18 protein-coding genes are annotated in these 16419 nt (G+C 65.1%); 2 read left to right on the plus strand and 16 right to left on the minus strand.

Going from position 1 to position 16419, the window contains the following annotated elements; translation table 11 throughout:
* The first annotated feature begins 50 nt into the window (after positions 1–50).
* Positions 51–1046, plus strand: coding sequence for a helix-turn-helix transcriptional regulator (locus tag G6P99_RS02395; protein WP_029081344.1), 996 nt, complete (start codon positions 51–53; stop codon positions 1044–1046).
* Here the strand turns inward: G6P99_RS02395 and G6P99_RS02400 are convergent.
* The 12 genes from G6P99_RS02400 to G6P99_RS02455 all read right to left on the minus strand — a co-directional run bounded on the left by G6P99_RS02400 (position 1004) and on the right by G6P99_RS02455 (position 12311).
* On the minus strand, positions 1004–1504 hold the full coding sequence (locus G6P99_RS02400; RefSeq protein ID WP_029081345.1) for an RNA pyrophosphohydrolase: 501 nt from the start codon (positions 1502–1504) through the stop codon (positions 1004–1006). The two genes, G6P99_RS02395 and G6P99_RS02400, sit on opposite strands and share 43 nt — an antisense overlap.
* 22 nt (positions 1505–1526) lie before the next feature.
* The gene (locus tag G6P99_RS02405) at positions 1527–2033 is read right to left on the minus strand and encodes an RNA pyrophosphohydrolase (RefSeq protein ID WP_029081346.1); all 507 of its coding nucleotides are present in this window, start codon (positions 2031–2033) and stop codon (positions 1527–1529) included.
* Positions 2034–2114: 81 nt separating this feature from the next.
* Positions 2115–3332 carry a divergent polysaccharide deacetylase family protein gene (locus G6P99_RS02410; RefSeq protein WP_029081347.1) on the minus strand — a complete coding sequence of 406 codons (1218 nt, stop codon included), beginning with the start codon at positions 3330–3332 and terminating at the stop codon, positions 2115–2117.
* 138 nt (positions 3333–3470) lie between these two features.
* Entirely contained in the window at positions 3471–4841 is a 1371-nt protein-coding gene (locus tag G6P99_RS02415) for a S41 family peptidase (protein WP_029081348.1), read from the minus strand.
* The gene (locus tag G6P99_RS02420; RefSeq protein WP_051346292.1) at positions 4838–6244 is read right to left on the minus strand and encodes a murein hydrolase activator EnvC family protein; all 1407 of its coding nucleotides are present in this window, start codon (positions 6242–6244) and stop codon (positions 4838–4840) included. The genes G6P99_RS02415 and G6P99_RS02420 overlap by 4 nt, the downstream gene beginning before the upstream one ends.
* Positions 6245–6284: 40 nt before the next feature.
* Positions 6285–6767 (minus strand): 23S rRNA (pseudouridine(1915)-N(3))-methyltransferase RlmH, encoded by a 483-nt coding sequence (gene rlmH / locus G6P99_RS02425; protein ID WP_029081350.1) that lies wholly within the window; start codon positions 6765–6767, stop codon positions 6285–6287.
* Positions 6768–6817: 50 nt separating this feature from the next.
* Positions 6818–7186, minus strand: a complete 369-nt coding sequence (rsfS, locus tag G6P99_RS02430; RefSeq protein WP_029081351.1) for a ribosome silencing factor — start codon at positions 7184–7186, stop codon at positions 6818–6820.
* 186 nt (positions 7187–7372) lie between these two features.
* Positions 7373–7951: a nicotinate-nucleotide adenylyltransferase gene (locus G6P99_RS02435; RefSeq protein WP_234583960.1), complete on the minus strand. Its 579-nt coding sequence runs from the start codon at positions 7949–7951 to the stop codon at positions 7373–7375.
* Positions 7952–8041: 90 nt separating this feature from the next.
* Positions 8042–9334 (minus strand): glutamate-5-semialdehyde dehydrogenase, encoded by a 1293-nt coding sequence (locus tag G6P99_RS02440; RefSeq protein ID WP_029081353.1) that lies wholly within the window; start codon positions 9332–9334, stop codon positions 8042–8044.
* A 122-nt stretch (positions 9335–9456) separates the two neighbouring features.
* The gene (proB, locus tag G6P99_RS02445; protein ID WP_029081354.1) at positions 9457–10599 is read right to left on the minus strand and encodes a glutamate 5-kinase; all 1143 of its coding nucleotides are present in this window, start codon (positions 10597–10599) and stop codon (positions 9457–9459) included.
* Positions 10600–10680: 81 nt separating this feature from the next.
* The gene (obgE, locus tag G6P99_RS02450) at positions 10681–11730 is read right to left on the minus strand and encodes a GTPase ObgE (protein ID WP_029081355.1); all 1050 of its coding nucleotides are present in this window, start codon (positions 11728–11730) and stop codon (positions 10681–10683) included.
* Positions 11731–11831: 101 nt separating this feature from the next.
* Positions 11832–12311 carry a MaoC family dehydratase gene (locus G6P99_RS02455; RefSeq protein ID WP_165127137.1) on the minus strand — a complete coding sequence of 160 codons (480 nt, stop codon included), beginning with the start codon at positions 12309–12311 and terminating at the stop codon, positions 11832–11834.
* 166 nt (positions 12312–12477) lie between these two features.
* Between G6P99_RS02455 and G6P99_RS02460 the strand changes: the two genes are divergently transcribed.
* On the plus strand, positions 12478–13392 hold the full coding sequence (locus tag G6P99_RS02460) for a DMT family transporter (protein ID WP_029081357.1): 915 nt from the start codon (positions 12478–12480) through the stop codon (positions 13390–13392).
* Positions 13393–13586: 194 nt separating this feature from the next.
* Here G6P99_RS02460 and G6P99_RS02465 read toward each other — a convergent pair whose 3' ends face one another.
* The 4 genes from G6P99_RS02465 to G6P99_RS02480 all read right to left on the minus strand — a co-directional run bounded on the left by G6P99_RS02465 (position 13587) and on the right by G6P99_RS02480 (position 16331).
* Positions 13587–14183: a GNAT family N-acetyltransferase gene (locus G6P99_RS02465; RefSeq protein WP_165127139.1), complete on the minus strand. Its 597-nt coding sequence runs from the start codon at positions 14181–14183 to the stop codon at positions 13587–13589.
* A gap of 169 nt (positions 14184–14352) precedes the next feature.
* Complete coding sequence (gene rpmA, locus G6P99_RS02470) at positions 14353–14622, minus strand: 50S ribosomal protein L27 (RefSeq protein WP_029081359.1); 270 nt, start codon at positions 14620–14622, stop codon at positions 14353–14355.
* 121 nt (positions 14623–14743) lie between these two features.
* Positions 14744–15124 (minus strand): 50S ribosomal protein L21, encoded by a 381-nt coding sequence (gene rplU, locus G6P99_RS02475; protein WP_029081360.1) that lies wholly within the window; start codon positions 15122–15124, stop codon positions 14744–14746.
* 256 nt (positions 15125–15380) lie between these two features.
* A complete protein-coding gene (locus G6P99_RS02480) occupies positions 15381–16331 on the minus strand; it encodes a GlxA family transcriptional regulator (RefSeq protein WP_029081361.1) in 951 nt (316 codons plus the stop codon).
* Positions 16332–16419 lie beyond the last annotated feature (88 nt).

Below are 16419 nucleotides of genomic sequence, written 5' to 3' on the forward strand. Positions count from 1 at the left end.
TTGGCCCGATCGCATCGCGATTTCATCCTTGATGTAACGGACAAGATGCAGTGCTGACTTTCTCCACCGATGCTCTCCGCCCGCAAGACCGTTTCGAGCACTGGTGCGACGTACGCGGCAAAAGCCTGTTCGGGGTCACGATCGAGCTCGACCGTGACAAGCGGCCCGATTTCCGTGGACGGTTCTCCGCAACGCCCGTCGGCGAGGCGGTGCTGGCGGAAATGTCGGCATCCTCCTATCGCGTCAGCCGGACCTCGTCCGACATCGCACGCGTCCCGAGCAACAGCCTGCATCTCGCGTGGCAGGTGCGCGGGCCCGGTCACATGGATATTGGCCGCGATCGCGTCCAGTACGTGCGCAACGGAGATCTGGTGTTCGGCCACTCCAATCTTCCGTTTGCCTCGAAGCCCGAACGCACCGACGGCTTTCATTTCTACAGCCTCAAGATTCCCGTCACCGGCGAGCTTGTGCTCGATGCGCGAATCGAGGACGTGCCGCCGGTGATGCTGTCGCGGGATGCCGGGCTGACCCGGCTTGTCGGCGCCATGTTCCGCGCGATGACGCGTGATCCCACGCAGGCCGGGGAGTTCGCCGGCGACGTCACGCATATGGTGCGCCTGGCGCTGCTTGCGCGCGGGCGCGTGCGGCCGCGCCAGGATGAAATCCGTGCCGCGCTGCATGCGGGCTACCTCCACGCCGCGCGCGAGATCCTGCTCCGCGACCTGCATCGGCCGTCGCTCACGCCGGCCGCAGTGGCCACGGAGCTTTGCATTTCACTGCGGCAATTGCATGCGCTGTTCGAGCCGACCGGCCTGTCGTTTGCGCGGACGCTGACGGCGGCAAGGCTGAAGGAGGCGAGGCGGTCTCTCTACCTCATGCAGGAGCGTGGCATTGACGAGATCGCGTTCTCATGCGGCTTCGACAGCATCGCGACGTTCTATCGCGTGTTCCGCGCGACCTACGGCATGACGCCGGGCGATGCGCGGCGCGTGGCGCCTGCAGATCAGCCGGCGAATTCCGCAAACCGGGTGGCGACAGCGCGATAGACGTCGCGCCGGAACGGCACCACGAGATCGGCAACGCGGTCGAGGCGCTCCCAGCGCCATTGATCGAATTCCGCGGGCTGGTTGTTGCGCGGCGTCAACGGATCGATCTCGTCGTCGCGCCCGGTGAAGCGCAGCGCAAACCACTTTTGCCGCTGGCCACGAAATCGCGCCAGACGGTGTGTTTCCGGCACATGATGGGACGGAAATTCGTAGGTCATCCAGTCGGTCTCGCCGAGATAGTCGGCGTTGACGGCTCCGGTCTCTTCCCACAATTCGCGCATCACGGCCTGGCGCGGATCCTCGCCCGCGTCGATGCCGCCTTGCGGCATCTGCCATTCGAGTCCGGGCAACACGATCTCCGGACCATCGTCCTTGATCCGGTGGCCGATCAGCACGCGTCCAGCGGTGTTGAACAGCGCAATGCCCACGTTGGGGCGATAGGGCTTATCTGATGACATCTCGGTTGCGTACGTCGTGGGTCTATTTGGCCGCCAAACCGGCGAATTCCTTCACGACGCGCTCATAGACCGGGCGCTTGAACGGCACAATCAGCTCCGGCAGATTCTTCATCGGCTCCCAGCGCCAGGACATGAACTCGGCCTTGTGGCCACCGCCACCGGGATTGGAGACGTTGATCTCCTTCTCCTCGCCGGTGAAGCGCAAGGCGAACCATTTTTGCCGCTGGCCGCGGTAGCGGCCTTTCCAGGCGCGCCCCGCCACAGTGCGCGGGATGTCATAGATCAGCCAGTCCGGGACCTCGCCGAGCTTTTCCACTGATTTGACGCTGGTCTCTTCATAGAGCTCGCGCCTCGCGGCCTGAAACGTATCCTCGCCGGGATCGACGCCGCCTTGCGGCATCTGCCAGACGTGAGCGTCGTCGACATGCTCGATGCCACCGGCGCGGCGTCCGATGAAGACCAGCCCGGCGGTGTTCAGCAGCATGATGCCGACGCAGGTTCGATAGGGCAGGTCTTCATAACGTGCCATGCTGCCGCTACCTCGTACAGTTTCCGGAGCCGCCGACCCGGCCCCCCGGCAAGGTCTCAAGCTGCACCAACGGATTGATCTTTAGCCCGATTTTGATTTCAGCATCGCCGTTGTCAATGGCACAAGCATGATGCCCTTGGAGTCCAGTGTCTTGAGCCAGGCGCCGAGCCGTTCGATCGAGACCGGCAGCGCCGAGGCGACGCCCACGGCGGTGCCGCGTTCCTTGGCGATCGTCTCCAGCTTGACCAGCGCGCGGTCGATCTCCGCCGACGTCGGCACCGCGTCGATCGCGAAATCGGCCCTCGCGAACGGAAGCGCCTGGCCGGCGGCGAGGCTCTGCGCGACGCTGCGCGGGGTGGAACCGTCATCGAAATAGCTCAGGCCGCGCTTGGCCGCTTCGCGGACGATGGGCTGCATCACGAGATCGGTTGCGACAAACCGGGCACCCATGAAATTGGCGATCCCGGCATAGCCCTGCAGGCGGCTCAGGTGCCAGTAGAGGCGGTCGAGATTCTGCTCGCTGCCGAGCGTCGTCAGCAAGGTCTGCGGCCCCGGATCGTTGTCGGGATAGTCAAACGGCTCCATCGGGATCTGCAGCAGGATCTCGTGGCGCTGGGTCCGGGCGCGTTCCGCAAGCTTGCCGGGGTCGGAGCCATAGGGCGTGAAGGCCAGCGTCACGGCCGGCGGCAGCTTTATGATGGCATCAGTGGTCTTGGCGGCACCGACGCCGAGGCCGGCGACCACAATGGCGACCACCGGCATCCGGCCCGCCTTGGCGCGGTCGGCGTCGGCCGCATAGACCGTGAACGGCTTCAGGCCGTCGGCGACCACCGGGATCATGCCATAGCGCGATTTTTCCAGCAGGCGCGGGTCGATGCCGGTCATCGCGAGCGCCGGCGCGTCGCCATCGCCCTTGTCGGCGGGATCGGCGGCACCGATCACCACGTCCTGGCGCTTGCCGCTGGAACCGTCGATGATGGTGACGGTCTTCGCGTCTTTGGCGTCGCTGGCTGCGGCCGGCGCCTTGGCGGGCGATTTGGCCGCTGGTTCGGCCTGGCTGGCCGGGGCGTGCTTGTCGTCGGCGGTTGCGGGCGGGGGCGTGCGGAGCGCGATACGGGCCATCGGTTCGCCGCCGAGCGGATTGTCGTTGAACAGCGCGACGCCGCCGAAACCGACCAGCACGAGCCCCAGCAGCACGGCAAGCGCCTGCATCGCCGTGAATGGCAGGCGGACGCGGCGCCTCCTGCCCTTGGTCGTCTGCCCAAGCGGCGTGCTCAGTTCGTCGGCCGCCTCTGCCATGACCCTCCCCGAATCAACAGGGCGAACGATAGCACGATGCGGTGCATTCCCGCGCCCCGGCCTCCCGTCCAAGCACAGGTGCAGAAAGCAGAAAGGGCGGCCCGAGGGCCGCCCTTTGCGCCAGATCGATTGGATGGATCAGTTCGCGGCCTTGTTGCCGGGCTTGTCGACCGCGGCCTTGTCGCGCGCGGCCTCAGGCGCCGGCGTCGTCGCGCTGGAGGTCGACTTGATGCCGTGCAGCAGGTCGTCGGCCATCTTCAGCGCCTTGTCGTCCTTGGCATCCGGCGGCACATAGGACTGCGAGCCGGTCTTCTCGTCGCCATCGTTCTTCAGATGGCCGCGCAGCGAGGCCTCGCCCTTGGTGTCGGTGCGCGCCTTCAGCTCTTCCGGCACGTCCTGGAGCACCTCGATGTCGGGCACGATGCCCTTGGCCTGGATCGACTTGCCCGACGGCGTGTAGTAGCGCGCGGTGGTCAGGCGCAGCGCGCCGTTGCCCGAGCCGAGCGGGATGATGGTCTGCACCGAGCCCTTGCCGAACGAGCGGGTGCCAACCAGCGTCGCCCGCTTGTGGTCCTGCAGCGCGCCGGCAACGATTTCGGAGGCCGAAGCCGAGCCGCCGTTGATCAGCACGATCACCGGCTTGCCCTTGGTCAGGTCGCCCGGATGGGCGGCGCGGCGCTGGGTTTCCTCGGCATTGCGGCCGCGGGTCGAGACGATCTCGCCACGCTCCAGGAAGGAATCGGACACCGTGACCGCTTCCTCGAGCAGGCCGCCGGGGTTATTTCTGAGGTCGATGATGTAGCCCTTCAGCTTGTCACCGATCTGGCCCTGCAGATTGGCGACCTCCTTCTTCAGGCCTTCGGTGGTCTGCTCGTTGAAGGTGGTGATGCGGATATAGGCGATGTCGTCGGCCTCGACGCGCGCGCGCACCGAGCGGACGCGGATGTTGTCGCGCACCAGCGTGACGTCGATCGGATTGTCCTGGCCCTTGCGGATGATCTTGAGCTTGATCTTGGTGTTGACCGGACCGCGCATCTTCTCGACGGCCTGGTTCAGCGTCAGGCCCTGCACGGCCTCGTCGTCGAGATTGGTGATGATGTCGTTGGCCATGATGCCGGCCTTCGAGGCCGGGGTGTCGTCGATCGGCGAGACGACCTTGATCAGCCCGTCTTCCATCGTGACCTCGATGCCGAGGCCGCCGAACTCGCCGCGGGTCTGCACCTGCATGTCGCGGAAGCTCTTGGCATCCATGTAGCTCGAGTGCGGGTCGAGGCCGGACAGCATGCCCGAGATCGCGGATTCGACCAGCTTGGAGTCATCGGGCTTCTCGACATAGTCGCTGCGCACCCGCTCGAACACGTCGCCGAACAAATTGAGCTGGCGGTAGGTGTCCGACGTCGCGGCGCGCGCGCTCGATCCCATCAGCACCGCGCGGGGCTGCGTGACGAAAAGCGTCAGGGCCGCGCCGGTGGCGGCGCTAAGGAGAATTACCGAAGTCTTGCGCATCATCCGCGAACCTTTTCGCCTTCATTTGCGGCCCACCATGGACCTGGATCGATTGGAGTGCCGTCTTTCCGGAACTCGACATAGAGCACTGGCTGGCTCGCATTGGTGGCGAGAATGGATGCAACTTGGGACGTCGACCCCATGGTCGCAACCGGCTCCCCCGTAAGTACAAACTGGCCGATGTTTACCGAAATACGCTCCATCCCGGCGATCAGGACATGATACCCGCCCCCGGCATTGAGGATCAAGAGTTGTCCATAGCTGCGGAAGGGACCCGCGTAAACAACCCAGCCGTCACACGGGGTTGTGACCTGCGCGCCCGGCTTGGCTGCCAAAGAAATGCCTTTTTGTACGCCGCCCGCGCCGTCGGAACCGCCAAATTCGCGAATCTTGGTGCCATTCACGGGATAGGAGAACAGGCCTTTGGCCGAGGCAAAGGCGACCGCCGGGCTCAGGCGGGCGGGGTCCTTCAGGGCCCCCAGATTGGGCTTGCCGTTAACCGTGGCGGGCGCCCCCTGGAGGCTGGCCGTGGCCGCAGCCTTGGCCGCGCTCTTGAGGTCCTGCTCCATCTTGGCGATCAGGCTCTGCAAATTGTCGGCCTGTTTGGACAGCGTAATGGCGCGGGCGCCTTCCGCCTCCATGTCCTTTTCGGCCGCGCTCTGCTGCCGCTGCCGTTCGTCGACCAGCGCCGCAAGGCGGGTCTGATCTTCCCTGAGCTTGTCGCGGTCGCCGGCCAGCGCGTCGCGCTCGGTCGAGATCGTCTTGCGCAGCGCCACCAGTTCGCCGAGGTCGGCGGCAAGCTTCTCCGCGCGAACGCGCAACTCCGGCACCACGGCGCCGAGCAGCATCGCGGTGCGCAGCGATTGCAGCGCGTCCTCGGGCCGCACCAGGAGCGCCGGCGGCGTGCGTCGTCCGGCGCGCTGCAGCGCGGCCAGCACCTCGATCACCTCGGATCGGCGTGAATCCAGCGAGCCGCGGATTTCACGCTCTCGGCCGTCGAGCGCCTGCAAGCGTGCCTCGGCGTCCGCGATCCGCGTCTCGACGCCGCGTACCTGGCCGGCAATGTCGATCAGCTGCTGGTTCAGCTTGCTGCGGTCCTGGCCGATCGCGGCGACATCGGCCTTCAGCTTCTCCTGCAACTCGGTCGCCTTGCGCTGCTGTTCGCGTGCGGCCTCGAGCTCCTGCTCGCGCTGCTTGATGGCATCGGGCGATGTCTCCGCCGCGGTGGCCTGCTGCGCCGGCGGCGCGGATTGTTGCGCTGGAGGTGTCGCTTGCGCGCGCGCCGCTGTCAGCGGATACGCAGCGAACATGGCGATCGACAGAGGCAGCGACGCCGGCAACCAGAAGCGCCGCGCGGTGCCGAGGTACGAAGCCAAATACGAAGCTATATCCCGCTTGTGCTGCATCCGAGTGCGTTCAGCGCTTTCGACTGTCCGTCGCCGCGCCTCAGGCGCGGTGATAGGGGTGGCCGGCCAAAATGGTTGCGGCCCGATAAATCTGTTCCAGAAGCATGACGCGGACCATTTGGTGCGGCCAGGTCGCGGAGCCGAATGCAATACGCAACGAAGCCTTGCGCTGCAATTCGGGCGAAAGTCCGTCGGCGCCGCCGATCACGAAGACGGTATGCGCCAATCCCTCGTCGCGCCAGCGGCCGAGCTGCTGGGCAAAGCTTGTGCTGTCGATGCTCTTGCCGCGTTCGTCGAGCGCCACCAGCGCGTGCTTGTCAGGCAGCAAAGCCGAGATCGCCATGGCCTCTTCGGCGATGCGTGGGGGCGCGTCGCGCGCGCGGCTCTCCGCAATCTCATGAATGTCGAGGCCGCGAAAACCGAGCTTGCGGCCGATATCCTCGAAGCGCTCGCGATAACGCTCGGCGAGCTCCCGTTCCGGGCCCTGTTTCAGGCGGCCGATGCAGATGACAACGAGGCGCATCAACGCAGACTAGCTGCGCTGCTGCCGATTCGCATCGGCCTTGGTACGCCTTAGACCGCCGCGACCGCCGGGTTTTGAGTCCACAACCGTTCGAGATTGTAGAACTCACGCACCTCGGGTCTGAACACGTGCACGATCACGTCGCCGGAATCGATCAGCACCCAGTCGCAATTGGGCATGCCCTCGACATGAATGCTCTTGACCCCGTTTTCCTTCAGGCCCTTCGTCACATTTTCCGCGATCGCACCGACGTGCCGGTTCACCCGGCCGGTGGTGACGATCATGTAGTCGGAATATGCGGATTTGCCGCGAAGGTCGATGGTGACCGTCTCTTCCGCCTTCATATCCTCGAGGCGGGAGAGGATCAGGCTCAGCGTCTTGTTGGCATCCGGTTTGTCGGCATCCGGTTGTGCCTGCAAGGCCGCGGTTTTCGTCGATGTTTTACGCGCAGTCTTTGGAACCTTGGGTAAAACAGACTTGGACAATACAGATGTGGCCAGGGACCATTCCTTTCACTGTATCGCGGGTGCCGAATCCTCGGCCCCACGCACCATATTACGCATGTGGGGTTAATGGTTTCAATATTCCAGTAACCCTTTTGCGCTTCACGCCGTCCTCCAGCTCCCGTCCGGGTTCCGCAGTCCGGTCGAAGACAGATTGGATTTCATTCCTGTCAGGAACACCCAGGCCGGCGCCTGCTGATCGGCCAGCCGTGTCGCCTGATTTTCGGGCAAGCGATAGCGCATGAGCGCCTGCGCCGCCGGTGCGGCAAGGGCGCGGAAGCTCTGGGGCGGTCGGTCGATCACGGCAATCGGCACGTCGGAGGCGATGCGCCGCCAATCTTTCCAGCGATGAAATTGCGCGAGATTGTCAGCGCCCATGATCCAGACGAAGTGCACGCCGGAGACACGGCGGCGCAAGTGGATGATCGTGTCAACAGTGTAGCGGACACCAATGACAGCTTCGAGACAGCTGATGTCGATGCGCGGATCGTCGGCGACGCGGCGCGCGGCCGCGGCGCGCTCGGCGAGCGCGTGCAATCCATCATGGTTCTTCAGCGGATTGCCCGGCGTCAATAGCCACCACACGCGGTCGAGCTGCAATCGCTTGAGCGCGAACTGACTGATGGCGCGATGCGCGGCGTGCGGCGGATTGAACGAGCCGCCGAGCAGCCCGATACGCATGCCGTTGGTATAGAACGGAAGCGCCTGGGCTGCGGAGTGCGGCACGGTCGGGGCTTGCTGCAATGGTCTACCGTGCGCGTGCGACAATGATCACGGCCGTGTCTGCCCGGTGCCGTGGACGCGGTACTTGAAGCTCGTCAGCTGCTCGGCGCCGACCGGACCGCGGGCGTGGAATTTGCCGGTGGCAATCCCGATCTCCGCGCCGAAACCGAACTCGCCGCCGTCGGCGAACTGGGTCGAGGCGTTGTGCAGCACGATCGCCGAATCGACCTCGTTGAGAAATTTTTGCGCGGCAGCGGCATCCTCCGTCACGATCGCATCGGTGTGATGCGAGCCGTGATTCTGAATATGCGCAATCGCTTCATCGAGGCCGTCGACGATCTTCGCCGAGATGATCGCGTCCTCATATTCAGTGTCCCAGTCCTCGTCGGACGCGGGCTTCACCCTGGTATCGGAGCTTTGCACGAAAGCGTCGCCGCGCACCTCGCAACCGGCATCGATCAGCAACTCGACCAGCGGTTTCAGCTTCGTCGCGGCGGCCTTGCGATCGACCAGCAGGGTTTCGACGGCGCCGCAGACGCCGGGACGGCGCATTTTGGCGTTCAGGACGACCGCCTTTGCCATCTCGAGCCTGGCGCTGGCATCGACATAAATGTGGTTGACGCCCTCGAGATGCGCGAACACCGGAACGCGTGCTTCCGCCTCGACGCGTGCGACCAGGCTCTTGCCGCCGCGCGGCACGATCACGTCGATGCCACCGTTCAATCCCGTCAGCATCAGGCCGACAGCCGCACGGTCACGGGTCGGCACCAAGGTAATCGCGGCCTCAGGCAGGCCGGCTTCACGCAGGCCCTGCACCAGACAATCATGGATCGCGCGGCAGGAGCGGAAGCTGTCGGAGCCGCCGCGCAGGATCACGGCGTTACCGGACTTCAGACAAAGCACGCCGGCGTCGGCGGCGACGTTGGGGCGGCTCTCGAAGATCACGCCGATCACGCCGAGCGGCACGCGGACGCGCTCGATGGTCATGCCGTTCGGACGCTGCCAGCTTTCGGTGACGGCGCCGACCGGATCAACAATTTCGCGCACGGTGGCTACGCCGTCGGCCATGCCGGCGACGCGCGCCTGTGTCAGTGTCAGGCGGTCGACGAAGGCAGAGGTCATGCCGGCAGCCCGCGCCTCGGCGACATCTTCTGCATTGGCGGCGAGAATGGCCGGCGCGTTGGCGCGGATCGCGCGTTCGATCGCGGCGAGCGCCCGGTCCTTCTGCTCCGGCGGCGCCAGCGCCAGCACGCGCGCGGCAGCGCGCGCCTTGGCGGCGAGGTCGGTCATCAGGGCGGCGAGATCGGCGTTGCCGTCGATCGCCTTCAGGGGCGCGCTCATGGAAGTCCCAGCTTTGGATTAAGGCCATGTTCTAGCATGGCAATTGATGGGTTGGCGAGGCGCGGAACCGGCATGGCAGGTGGGCGGCAGGCCCGGCCATAGGCCCAGTAGGCTATTTGGGCCTATTTGGCCGGGATCGCGCCGGCCGGGCCGATCACCAGATCGTCGCGATGGATCATCTCGGACCGGCCGCTGATGCCCAGAATCGCCATCACGTCGGGCGAGGAGCGGCCCTTGATCTTCTCGGCGTTCTCGGCGTCGTAGGCGACCAGGCCGCGGCCGATCTCATGGGTGTCGGGCCCGCGCACCACCACGGCATCGCCGCGGGCGAACTGGCCGTCGACCTTGATGACGCCGGCCGGCAGCAGGCTCTTGCCGGCGCGCAGCGCTGCGACCGCGCCGGCATCGATGGTCAGCGTGCCCTTCGGCTCGAGCGAGCCCGCGATCCAGCGCTTCCGCGCGGTGACCGGATTGGCCGGGGTCAGGAACCAGGTGCAGCGGCCGCCATCGGCGATCGCCTGCAACGGATGTTCGATCTTGCCGGAGGCGATCAGCATGTGGGTGCCGGCGGTGGTCGCGATCTTCGCGGCCTCGATCTTGGTCGTCATGCCGCCGCGCGACAGTTCGGACCCGGCCGAGCCCGCCATCCCCTCGATCTCCGAGGTGATGCTCTCGACCACCGGGATCAGCTTCGCGTCGGGATCGACCGCGGGAGGCGCGGTGTAGAGGCCGTCGATGTCGGACAGCAGGATCAACAGATCGGCGCTGGTCATGGTGGCGACGCGGGCGGCGAGGCGATCATTGTCGCCGTAGCGGATTTCGGTGGTCGCGACCGTGTCGTTCTCGTTGATCACGGGCACCGCACGCCATTCGAGCAGCTTTGCGATGGTCGAGCGCGCGTTGAGATAGCGGCGGCGTTCCTCGGTGTCCTGCAGCGTCACGAGAATCTGCCCGGCGCCGATATCGTGATGGCCGAGCACCTCCGACCAGATCCGCGCCAGCGCGATCTGACCGACCGCGGCCGCCGCCTGGCTCTCCTCGAGCTTCAGCGGTCCGCGCGGCAGCTTCAGGCGGCTGCGGCCGAGCGCGATCGAGCCCGACGACACCACCATGATCTCGCGGCCGCCCTTGTGCAGCTTGGCGATGTCGTCGACCAGCGCGGCGAGCCAGGACGCCCGCACCTCACCGGCCTGCGAATCGACCAGCAGCGAGGAGCCGACCTTGACGACGATGCGGCGAAAGCTCTTGAGCGCGGGGCGTTTCATGGGTGCGGTCTGGCAGGAAGGTGGAAGCAATATGCGCCACGAGGTGGCTTGGGAAGCACAGGTGTTGTTCGGCGTTGCCGTTCAACCCTGCGGCAGCGGCGTCGCCCACGGCTCCGCCTGAGCCTTGGCCTTGTTGGATACCGGCGCCTCGCCGATCACCTCGACCAGCGTGCGCAGGGCGTCCTGCACGCCTTCGCCGGTCACGCCTGATAGCAACAACGGCGTCTTCTTCGCGGCCCGCTTGAGGCGGTCCTTCTGCTTCTTCAGCTCGTCGGGCGCGACCGCGTCGATCTTGTTGAGCGCGACGATCTCGATCTTGTCGGCGAGTTGGCCATCATAGGCTTCGAGTTCGGTGCGCACCGTCTTGTAGGCCTTGCCGGCATGCTCGCAGGTGGCGTCGACCAGATGCAGCAGCACGCGGCAGCGCTCGACATGGCCGAGGAAGCGGTCGCCGAGGCCCGCGCCCTCGTGCGCGCCTTCGATCAAGCCGGGGATGTCGGCGAGCACGAATTCACGGCCGCCGTAATTCACCACACCGAGCTGCGGATGCAGCGTGGTGAAGGGATAGTCGGCGATCTTCGGCCGCGCCGCGCTGACCACCGACAGGAAGGTCGATTTGCCGGCGTTGGGCAGGCCGACCAGGCCGGCGTCGGCGATCAGCTTCAGCCGCAGCCAGATCCAGCGTTCCTCGCCCGGCGCACCGGGATTGGCGTTGCGCGGCGTGCGGTTGGTGGAAGACTTGAAATGCGCGTTGCCGAAGCCGCCATTGCCGCCTTCAGCCAGCACGAATTTCTCGCCGAGCTCGGTGAAATCGTGCAGCAGGGTCTCGCGGTCCTCGTCGAACACCTGGGTGCCGACAGGCACTTTCAGCACGATCGACTTGCCGTTGGCGCCATGGCGGTCCTTGCCCATGCCATTGGTGCCCTTTGGCGCCTTGAAGTGCTGCTGGTAGCGGTAGTCGATCAGCGTGTTCAGCCCGTCGACGGCCTCGATGATGACGTCGCCGCCGCGACCGCCATTGCCGCCGGAGGGACCGCCGAACTCGATGAACTTCTCGCGCCGGAACGCGACGCAGCCGTTGCCGCCGTCGCCCGAGCGAATATAGACTTTTGCTTCATCGAGGAATTTCATGATGTTCACTAGTTAGGGCAGGGTGGCCGCTGCGGCAACCCGGAAAGGCCCTGACTTCGGCGAAAAGCCTTAATTTTCGGGCCTTTTTACGGCCCAAGCGGCTATGTCGGCCGCCGCCGGACCAGGAATTTCTGCATTCCCTCCAGCACCAGCTCACGGCGCTGGTTGTGCACGGTCGAGCGCAACGTCACGACGCCCGTGGTCCGGCCGGGTGACAGCTCGATCACCTCCAGCGCGGGATAAATGGTATCGCCGGCATAGACCGGCTTCAGGAACTTGCTCGACTGTTCCAGGAAGCCGACCAGCGACTCCTCGACGACATAGGGGAACAGCCCTGCGCCGGGCGCGGTGTGCACCAGGGTCTGGAAGCCATGGGCGAGCAGGTCAGGCATGCCGCGCGTGCGGCAATATTCGACGTCGTAATGGATAGGATGGGTGTCACCGCTCGCGGTCTGGAACGCCGCGAACACGGCCGAGGTCTGGGTCCGGCTCGGAATCACGAAGCGCTCGCCGACCACGAAATCCTCGAACCAGCGCTGCGCGGGGACCATGCGATGCTGGGTGGGGTCGAATTCGCTCATGCGGCGTTTCCTGCTCTCGTTCTTGAAGGGCTGGCTAGCGGTAGCGCAGCCGCCGCACTGCGACAATTGGTTCGATATGCCGTCGGTGGGGTTGTCCTGCATCGCCACGTCGGTAAAACCGGCAGCAAGACCGGCCCGATTCACGCGCGGCGGCAACAAGACAACAATGAGCCTGTTCGCAAAACTGTCCTCCTATGACGATCGATCGGCGCGGCTCGCCGGCATCGGATTGATGCTGCTGTCGATCTTCATGTTCTCGTTCGGCGATGCGATGGGCAAATTCATCGTCGCCACCTATTCGGTTGGGCAATTGCTGTGGCTGCGCGCCTGCGCGGCGCTGCTCGTGCTGCTGCCGATCGTGTGGCAGCGGCGGGCTGATTTCCTGCATCTGGAGCGGCCGTGGCTGCAATTGCTGCGTGTCACGCTGTCGACGCTTGAGGTCGCGGCGTTCTTCCTGGCGACCGTCTATCTGCCGCTCGCCGACGTCATCACCTACTATCTGGCCGGGCCGATCTTCGTCACCGCGATGTCCGGCCTCGTGCTCGGCGAGCATATCGGCTGGCGGCGCTGGACCGCGATCCTGGTCGGCTTTTGCGGGGTGTTGATCGCGCTGCGGCCGTCGGCGCAGACGATCAGCTGGCCGGCGATGATCGCGCTTGGCGGCAGCCTGTCGTTTGCGGTGCTGATGCTGATCACGCGCTCGCTGCGGGCGACGCCCGATATCGTGCTCGCGACATCGCAATTCGGCGGCACGTTCATCCTGGGTGCGGTGCTCTCGCCGTTCCGCTGGGTGACGCCATCAGCCGGCAGTCTCGTGCTGTTCTTCACCGCCGGCATCATCTCGGTCGCGGCGCTGCTTTGCGTGAATCGTTCGCTGAAGCTCGCGCCGGCGAGCGTGGTGGTGCCTTACCAATATTCGATGATCGTCTGGGCGGTGATCTTCGGCTTCGTGGTGTTCGGCGACGTGCCGTCCTGGGCCACCATCGTCGGCGCCGCTGTTATCATCGCGGCCGGCCTCTACATCTTCGTGCGCGAGCAACAGCTCGGACGCGGAGACTCCTCGGTGAATCCGCCGGCGTAACGGTGCAGGGTGGGCAAAGGCGCACCCGCAAATAGCTGTCGTCCCTGCCTAGTGCGCAATTGCGCACGGGAGCAGGGACCCATAACCACCATTGCTTGCCGTCACCAACGCTGGGAGCCACAGCTCGGCCGAGCAATGACCATTTGTGGTTATGGGTCCCCGCGTTCGTGGGGACGACGACCGTGGATCGAGCCTTACGCGCTGCGCCGCGTCGAACTATTCCAGCTCTTCAGCGAGGCCCAGACGCCGCGCGACAGCCGAAAGGCATCGACCGGGCTCGACGAGCCCAGCGCCTCGAAGCGATGCAGCTCGACGCCGCTCCACTGGAAGCCGCACTTCTCGAGGATGTTGCGCGACGACGGGTTGACGACGCGGGCGCCCGCGATCAGCTGGTCGAGATCGAATTCCTCGAAGAAGTAGTCGATCACGGCGCGCGCGGCCTCGGTGCCAAAGCCCTGGCCCCAATGGTCGACGCCGAGCCAGTAGCCGAGTTCGGCCGCGGTCTCCTCGCGCCAGTCGATGCCGGCCATGCCGATCGGGGTGTGATTGTTCTCGATCAGGAAGACGGTCTCGCGCCCGCCCGCGCCGAGTGCGCGCACGAAGTCGATGGCGTCGTCCTGGGTATAGGGATGCGGCAGGCGGCGGGTGTTCTCCGCGATACGGCGGTCATCGGCGAGCCGCGCAATGGCTTTTACGTCCGCGAGCGTCGGCTTGCGCAATGTCAGCCGTTCGGTCTCGAGGACGCAAGCTCTTGCCTCGCGCAAGATCGGCGTCGGGATGTCCTGCAACATGTCGAGCTCCTGTGATGCGACAATCGGTACGCAACGCTTGGAACGTCACGCGCGGTCGAACCGGAACGCGCGCAACGAAAAGGGGAGGCCGGTCATCCCGCCTCCCCTTGGAGCCCTTTGCGACTCCGCCGGTTCAACAGGACCCGGCGGACTCATGTGTGTCCACCGTCTACTCGGCCGCCTCCGCCATCGGAATAACCGATACGAATGTGCGGCCGTTGGCTTTGGCACGGAACTCGACATGACCCTCGATCTTGGCGAAGAGAGTATGGTCGGTGCCCATGCCGACATTAAGGCCAGGATGCCAGGTGGTGCCGCGCTGACGCGCGATGATGTTTCCGGGGATCACGCGCTCGCCACCGAACGCCTTGACGCCAAGGCGCTTGCCCTTGGAATCACGTCCGTTACGCGATGAACCGCCTGCTTTTTTATGAGCCATAGCTCGTCTCCGACTTCGCTTTGATCTCTAGATCAATTCCTTGACGGAATCATTTCACGTTTTGTCACGCTTCAAATCTGAAAGCGCGACGATCACCTTTTTGCGCGTGCCCGCGAACGGCCTATTCGGCTGCCTCGGCGGGCGCTGCGACCTTTTCCCTCTTCGGCCGCGGGCCGACGGTCGGCTGGGCGTTATCGGCGAGGATCTCGGTGATGCGAAGCACCGTGAGCTCGTCGCGATAGCCGCGCTTGCGGCGTGAATTCTTGCGGCGACGCTTCTTGAACGCGATCACCTTGGCGCCGCGCTTGTGCTGCAGCACTTCGGCTGCAACGGTGGCGCCTGCGACGGTGGGCGTTCCCAGCACCGGCGTGTCACCGCCGAGCACCAGAACTTCGCCTAGCTGCACGATCGTGCCGACATCGCCGGCGATCTTGCCAATCTCGAGTACATCATTCGGAACGACACGGTACTGCCGGCCGCCGGTTTTGATGACTGCGAACATCGTTTGATTCCTTCGTGTTCGGTTCCGGCCTCGGACGGTTAGTCCGGGTCGGCTTTTTGTTCAGTCGCTAAGGGTTATGTGTTTCGCGCGAAGGGAATGAATTCCCAAACTGGATCGCACAAAAACGATCGGCGCGAGAAAACCCCCGCGCCGGATGGGCGGACTTATAGCCGCAAACGACGGGGAGTCAAGGTAAAGCGGGGCAAAAACCGGCCAAAAATGAAAGGTTTGGCGTGATTTTCGCCCGGATTCCCCCTCAAGCCGCGGCCTGCGCGGCGGCACGTGCGTGCCGGCGGATGGTCTGCGGCGGCTGGCCCAGCACCCGCAGGAATGCCCGCCGCATCCGCTCGCGGTCGGCAAAGCCGGTTTCGCCGGCGATTTCGTCCATCGAATGGCGGCCGTCGCCGATCAATTCGCGGGCAGCCTCGACCCGGAGCTGCTCGATGGCTTTGGCCGGCGACTGGCCGGTCTCGGCGCGGAAGGCGCGGCTGAACTGGCGCGGGCTGAGCCGCGCGATCTCGGCGAGCTCCTCCACCGACAGTTCGTTACGCAGGTGAGCCTTGGCATAATTCAGCGCGTTCTGGATGCGGTCGGATTTCGGCTCGAGCTCGAGCAGCGCTGAAAACTGCGACTGGCCGCCGGTGCGGCGGTGATAGACCACAAGCTTGCGCGCCACCGAGCGCGCGACCTCGATGCCGAGGTCCTGCTCGACCATCGCGAGCGCCAGATCGATCGTCGCGGTCATGCCGGCCGAGGTCCAGATCGGTCCGTCGACGATGTAGATGCGGTCCTGTTCGACCTTGAGCCTGGGAAATCGTGCCTGCAATTCTGCGGCGAATTGCCAGTGCGTGGAAACGCGCCGGCCATCGAGCAGACCGGCCTCAGCCAGCGAAAAAGCGCCGATGCAAGGCGCGGCGATACGCTGCGACACCGTCATGGCGCGGCGAATATAGTCGGTCAATTCAGGGGATGCTGGATGAAGCTCGTGGCCGGCGCCAATGAACAGCGTGTCGAAGCTGCGATCGCGAAAGGCTTCGGTTTCGACATTGAAGCCGGCGGAGGATCGCACCGGGCCGCCGTGCTCCGACAGCAGCGTGACCTCATAGAAGCGCTCGCCTGCGATCAGGTTGGCAACCTCGAAGGCGGTGATGGCGGCAAAGCCCATCACCTGAAACTCCGGGAAGACGACGAAGCCGATCTCCTGCATTGAACCCTCCGACGAGAATCGATGTCCTAAAAAGGTGTATCTATGACATTTGAGACATGCAAGGGGGCCTGTAGAACCTGACCAACGG

The sequence above is a fragment of the Bradyrhizobium sp. 6(2017) genome (assembly GCF_011058295.2).
Lineage (GTDB): Bacteria > Pseudomonadota > Alphaproteobacteria > Rhizobiales > Xanthobacteraceae > Bradyrhizobium > Bradyrhizobium septentrionale.